The 5347-nt window shown below is 29.6% G+C and carries 8 protein-coding genes; 6 read left to right on the forward strand and 2 right to left on the reverse strand.

Annotation, left to right across the window (positions count from 1 at the left end):
• Positions 1-637: 637 nt before the first annotated feature.
• Together BO51_RS09790 and BO51_RS09795 are read left to right on the forward strand one after the other, a co-directional pair.
• Positions 638-1054, forward strand: coding sequence for a DMT family transporter (locus BO51_RS09790; protein WP_463262464.1), 417 nt, complete (start codon positions 638-640; stop codon positions 1052-1054).
• A 60-nt stretch (positions 1055-1114) separates the two neighbouring features.
• On the forward strand, positions 1115-1585 hold the full coding sequence (locus BO51_RS09795; RefSeq protein ID WP_496486226.1) for a DMT family transporter: 471 nt from the start codon (positions 1115-1117) through the stop codon (positions 1583-1585).
• A gap of 18 nt (positions 1586-1603) precedes the next feature.
• On the opposite strand, the gene BO51_RS09800 is transcribed toward BO51_RS09795, so the two are convergent.
• On the reverse strand, positions 1604-1852 hold the full coding sequence (locus BO51_RS09800) for a glutaredoxin family protein (RefSeq protein ID WP_463262462.1): 249 nt from the start codon (positions 1850-1852) through the stop codon (positions 1604-1606).
• A gap of 196 nt (positions 1853-2048) precedes the next feature.
• Positions 2049-2345: a hypothetical protein gene (locus BO51_RS09805; RefSeq protein ID WP_463262461.1), complete on the reverse strand. Its 297-nt coding sequence runs from the start codon at positions 2343-2345 to the stop codon at positions 2049-2051.
• A gap of 208 nt (positions 2346-2553) precedes the next feature.
• Here BO51_RS09805 and BO51_RS09810 point away from each other — a divergent pair, with 208 nt between their 5' ends.
• The 4 genes from BO51_RS09810 to BO51_RS09825 all read left to right on the forward strand — a co-directional run.
• Entirely contained in the window at positions 2554-3216 is a 663-nt protein-coding gene (locus tag BO51_RS09810) for a TVP38/TMEM64 family protein (protein ID WP_463262460.1), read from the forward strand.
• Between the two features lie 35 nt (positions 3217-3251).
• Positions 3252-4001, forward strand: a complete 750-nt coding sequence (locus tag BO51_RS09815) for a glucose 1-dehydrogenase (RefSeq protein WP_463262459.1) — start codon at positions 3252-3254, stop codon at positions 3999-4001.
• A 26-nt stretch (positions 4002-4027) separates the two neighbouring features.
• The gene (locus BO51_RS09820) at positions 4028-4684 is read left to right on the forward strand and encodes a TVP38/TMEM64 family protein (protein ID WP_463262458.1); all 657 of its coding nucleotides are present in this window, start codon (positions 4028-4030) and stop codon (positions 4682-4684) included.
• A 452-nt stretch (positions 4685-5136) separates the two neighbouring features.
• Positions 5137-5347, forward strand: a 211-nt coding sequence (locus BO51_RS09825) for a transposase family protein (protein ID WP_496486230.1), incomplete at its 3' end; no start/stop codon positions are given.

Consider the following 5347-nt stretch of genomic DNA (forward strand, 5'->3'; position numbering starts at 1 on the left):
AAACTTCATTCAAATTAAATCATCAAGAGTTAGAAATACAGTATCTTTAAAATCAGATATTTTACTTGCATGTATTTCTCAATTAATTGCTTTTATACTTATATTTAAGACTAAAAATTATGACAATCCGCTTGCTATTAAATCTTTAATTGCTTAATTAAAACCATCTGAATACAGATTTTAAAGGGTTAAGCTTAACCCCTGTTTTTCTATGTTCTTTTTCTGTTGATAAATCATTGTCTTCATCAAATTAAATCTAATTTCTGTGGATAATTCTAAACTTATATTCTGCAACTATCTATAAATTGATTATGTATATAAAATATATATGTTAAATATATAACATTTTTATTGACAATTATTTTACATTTATTGGCTGTTTTTCAAAAAAATCATTATGCAATCACTTTATAATCCTAATATTACCTATAAGAACAAATAAAATAAAGGCTGTTTATATTTTCTCGTTTGTTAATATTATATCATATTTATATTTTATTTCAAGTAAATATTGTTAAATTTGCACAATCTAAAAAATAAATCTTCCATTAAAGAAAAAACATAAATATGCTATAATCTATGCTATAACTGTACTAATTTTTTAATACAAAAATCTCATAATGGCAGGTGAAAAAGGATGAAAAACATTAAAGGTAGCATATTTCTTCTTTTAGCTGCAATTATTTGGGGTACATCTTTTGTAGTACAAAAACTAGGGATGAACTATGTAGAGCCATTTACTTTCGGAGCATCAAGATTCTTGCTAGGTGCATTGGTACTTCTTATTTTGATATTTGCATTTGATTTTATTAATAAGAAAAACAAAAAAGAATCAAATGACAATGAAAAGAGCGAAGAAAATAAATATAACAAAAAAGACTTAATTAAAGGCGGAATCCTATGTGGCTTTGCCCTATTTTTTGGAGCTTCATTGCAACAATGGGGAATTGTATATACTACTGCAGGAAAAGCAGGATTTATTACAACCCTTTATATTGTTTTAGTGCCAGTTATTGGCATCTTTATGAGAAAAAAGGTGGATTCCTATACATGACTAGGAGTAATACTTGCAGTTATTGGCCTTTACATGTTAACTATTAAAGAAGGCTTTTCCATGGAGATTGGAGATGCAATTGTTCTTGCTGGTACTTTATTTTGGGCAATGCATATAATCATAATAGATACCTTTGCCCCTAAAACCGAGAGCTTAAAGCTTTCCTGTGTTCAATTTATTACTGCTGGAACTTTGTCCCTTATTTCAGCTTTAATCTTTGAAAATCCAACTATCAGTGCAATAATAGATTGTGCTTTTCCTATTCTTTATGCTGCCATTTTTGTTGTAGGTGTCGCATATACATTACAGATAATCGGGCAAAGATATACAAATCCAACAGTTGCATCACTTCTCATGAGCTTAGAATCTGTTTTTTCAGCAATATGTGGCGCCATATTTTTAAATGAATCAATGACTCTAAAGGAAATTATAGGATGTATTTTAGTATTTGTGGCAGTTCTATTGACTCAGATAAACTTCAAAGAGATTTTCAATAAATCTAAAACACCGGATAAATCTAATATAGGATAAAATAAAAGCGAGCAAGATTTATTGCTCGCTTTGTTTGTAATTATCCTTAAGCCATTGGATAATGTCATTTGATTCATAAAGTGGTTTTCCATCAATTAAGAGCATTGGGACTTGGTCTTTTCCACCAAGCTTAATTAATTCTTCTTCATTTTTAGGATCAGCTTGTATATCTACCATTTCAACTTCTATATTGTTTCTCTCCATAAATTGGATTACTTTTTTACAGAAAGGACAGCCTTTCATATAGTATAGCTTTAGGTTTTGCATCATCTCACCTCATTTTTGATATTGATTTTCATTTTATAATATACCCTATTTTAAATATGTCTCTTTAAATTTTATTAATTTACTTTCAATAAATTAAGTAATCCAATGTGAGCATCAGCTTAAGTCTAATCTACATTTACCAAAATTTCCTTCCGCAGTAAGAAAATTGCATTCCCTGAATTAATTTGATATAGCATTATATAAATAAAACTTGACTTAATAAGCCAAGCCTAACTGATGTAATCTGTGTAAAATACACTAATAAAATCAATACAGCATAAATACCAGTGAAGATTAAAGCAGTATTTGCTGCAACCTTATGCTCTTTTTCACATTCAGCATAAAATCCTGCTACCATCATTATAAAACCAAAAGCAATAAACATGCTTACAAGGTAGCCTTCAAAATCATATCCAACAAGCATGCATATTGCAAAGCCTATAACTACAATGTCATCAATTATAGCACCTATTTTGGCAATAGTATAATTCAATGATTATACCTCCACTCACCAAAATATTCTAATTATCTCTATTACATCATAAAACTATTCTTATTTAAACTGCCTCTTCATATTTTTCTATTCCCATTTTTGATAATAATAAATTGTAATACGACAACTGAAAACTTTTGTCTATTGAAACTTTTGGTTTTCATCCTTATAATGTTTTATTGATACCAGTCATCAGAAGTTGAAGGACGTGAAAAATAAAAAACATATTTCCATTCTTAAATACATACCTTTATTTTTATGTATTATTTTAACCATAATATACTTCAGAAACAACAAGGATATTTCTGTAGAAGCAATTTTAAATTATACACCAAGTAACCCAATTGCAGCAGCATTAGTAATATTGTTCCTTTATGTATTAAAAAGCATTAGCGTAGTTTTTCCAATTATTATCCTGGAAATTGCAGCAGGTCACTTATTTTCTACAATATCTGCAATTATTATCAATATGCTAGGTGTAATCATTGGACTGGTTATCTCTTATTTTATTGGTTATTATTCAGGTTCAGATGCCATTAATAAAATGGTTCAAAAATACCCTAAGCTTGATATGTTTGTCCAAAAGCAAACTAAAAATCCTTTTTTCACATGCTTTCTTTTGCGTGCTATTTATATTTTGCCTAGAGATGCTGTCAGCATATATTTAGGTGCTTTAAAGTTTCCATTTAGCACTTACTTGTTGACAAGTATTTTATATGCACTTCCCAGTACTATCCTGGCTACATTATTTGGGACTAGTATTACTGAACCAACTTCACCTATGTTTTGGATTTCAATACTATCTATGATACTTTTATCCTGTGGATTTTTGGTTATTTCAAAAATATTTTTTGAGAATAAACAACCATAATATTAATAAAATCTAATAAATAAGGGTGTGATAATATGGATTTTTCAAATAAAACAGTCATTATAACCGGTGCTGCCAATGGAATCGGAAAAGGGATTGCTCTTTTATATGCCAAGAAAGGAGCCAATGTAGTTATAGCTGATATTGACGAAAAAAATGGAGAAAAAACAGCAACTATAATAAAAGAACAAGGTGGCAGTGCGATTTTTATCAAAGCTGATGTCCGAAAAGAAAGAGATGTCGTACATTTAATGGAAGTTGCATTCCAAACATTTGGCAAAATCAATATCTTAATCAATAATGCTGGAAAAGGCTTATTTAAATCTCCTTATGATTTAACCCTAGAAGAATGGGATGACTTAATAAATACAAATTTACGAAGTGTTTTCTTATGCTCCCGAGAAGCAGCAAAATACATGCGTCAAAATGAAGATGGAGGTTCAATTGTCAATATAGCATCTACAAGAGCCATTATGTCTGAGCCAAATTCTGAAGCTTATGCTGCTAGTAAAGGTGGAATTGTAGCCCTTACCCATGCACTTGCTGCATCTTTTAGCAGAGATAAAATTTCCGTTAACTGTATATCTCCTGGTTGGATTGAAACAGGTGATTATTCTAAATTGCGACCAATCGATCATGAGCAACATCTTTCAGGTAGAGTAGGAAAACCCGATGATATTGCTAGGGCTTGCATCTTCTTGACAGATAAAGAAAATGACTTTATAACTGGCGTTAATCTCATTGTGGACGGTGGAATGACAAGGAAGATGATTTATGTAGAATAGATATACAATTTCCGGAGATGAAAAAAATGAAAAATAAAAGATATTTCACATTCCTTAAATATATACCTCTAGCGTTGTGCATAATACTTATTATTCTCTATTTATCAAACAAAGATAAAATAACTGTCCAAACAATTATAAACTATACACCTAAAAATCAATTAACAGCCGCACTGGTCCTATTATCTTTATATGCTTTAAAAAGCTTAAGTATTGTATTTCCAATCATTATACTTGAAGTTGCCTCTAGCCAGCTATTCCCAACAATTATTGCTTTCATTATAAATATGCTTGGTATAATATTGGGAATGGTTATATCCTATTTCGTAGGCTATTTCTCTGGCTCAAGTGCAGTTGAAAAAATCACGCAAAAATATCCTATTATTGAAAAATTCATTAAAAAGCAGAGCAAAAGCCCTTTCTTTACATGCTTTTTATTGAGAACCCTTACAGTTTTCCCTAGAGAAGCTGTAAGCATATATTCAGGTGCTGTGAGATTCCCATTTGGCATTTACCTATTGGCAGGTACTTTAGGCTCAATTCCAAATACTATACTAGCAACATTATTTGGAGCAAATGTTACAGAACCAACTTCACCTGCATTTTGGATTTCAATATTATTAATGCTTATTTTAGCAGGAGGATCTTTTTTAGTCTATAATAAGTTAGTAAAAGATAAATAGGCCGCCTAATCATAAAAGGCACTTAAGGTAAATCTTAAGTGCCCATTTTCTATATATTTTGAATCATTAAACCTTGCTTTTCCTATCTTTACCAATAAATGTTCTGGAATATTACCAATCCTATTTTATATCATTTTTGGTACAATAATCTAATTTATTGTTCACATTTTATGAAACTTTGGTCATCCCTACTTCAATTTTCACAAATACAATAATTTCCATTTAATTTTAACATAAATCTTATTGGAGATATTTTGCAATTTCACATTTAACATTCCAATGTCAAATCATTAAAATACAATTTTATGAAAAAAATGGTTCTATAATAAATGTTGGGGTGTAAATAAAGCATCCCAATTTATCCTTTTTTGCAAAAAATAAAGCACTTGTGAAATAAATCTGCTAAAATGTAGGTACCTAATACTACACTTAGAAAGGAGATTTATTCACAAGTGCAATACTATTTTATCAATAATTTACTAAATTTAAAAGATGTAATTATAAATAAAATTTCTAACGAGGATAATTCTATTAAAATCTTTATCTCTACTAAACCTAAAGAACATGTTTGCCCTGCTTGCTCTTCTAAAACTTCTAGAGTCCATGACTACAGAGAGCAAATTATTAAGGATTTACCTATTCATAATAAAAATGTTTATCTCG

The sequence above is a fragment of the Soehngenia saccharolytica DSM 12858 genome (genome assembly GCF_059568515.1).

What these genes read in the sequence shown, in the direction of transcription:
- BO51_RS09790 (WP_463262464.1), top strand. Translation starts at nt 638, where the DNA reads ATGAAAAACATTAAAGGTAGCATATTTCTTCTTTTAGCTGCAATTATT.
- BO51_RS09820 (WP_463262458.1), top strand. Translation starts at nt 4,028, where the DNA reads ATGAAAAATAAAAGATATTTCACATTCCTTAAATATATACCTCTAGCG.
- BO51_RS09795 (WP_496486226.1), top strand. Translation starts at nt 1,115, where the DNA reads ATGGAGATTGGAGATGCAATTGTTCTTGCTGGTACTTTATTTTGGGCA.
- BO51_RS09800 (WP_463262462.1), bottom strand. Translation starts at nt 1,852, where the DNA reads ATGCAAAACCTAAAGCTATACTATATGAAAGGCTGTCCTTTCTGTAAA.
- BO51_RS09815 (WP_463262459.1), top strand. Translation starts at nt 3,252, where the DNA reads ATGGATTTTTCAAATAAAACAGTCATTATAACCGGTGCTGCCAATGGA.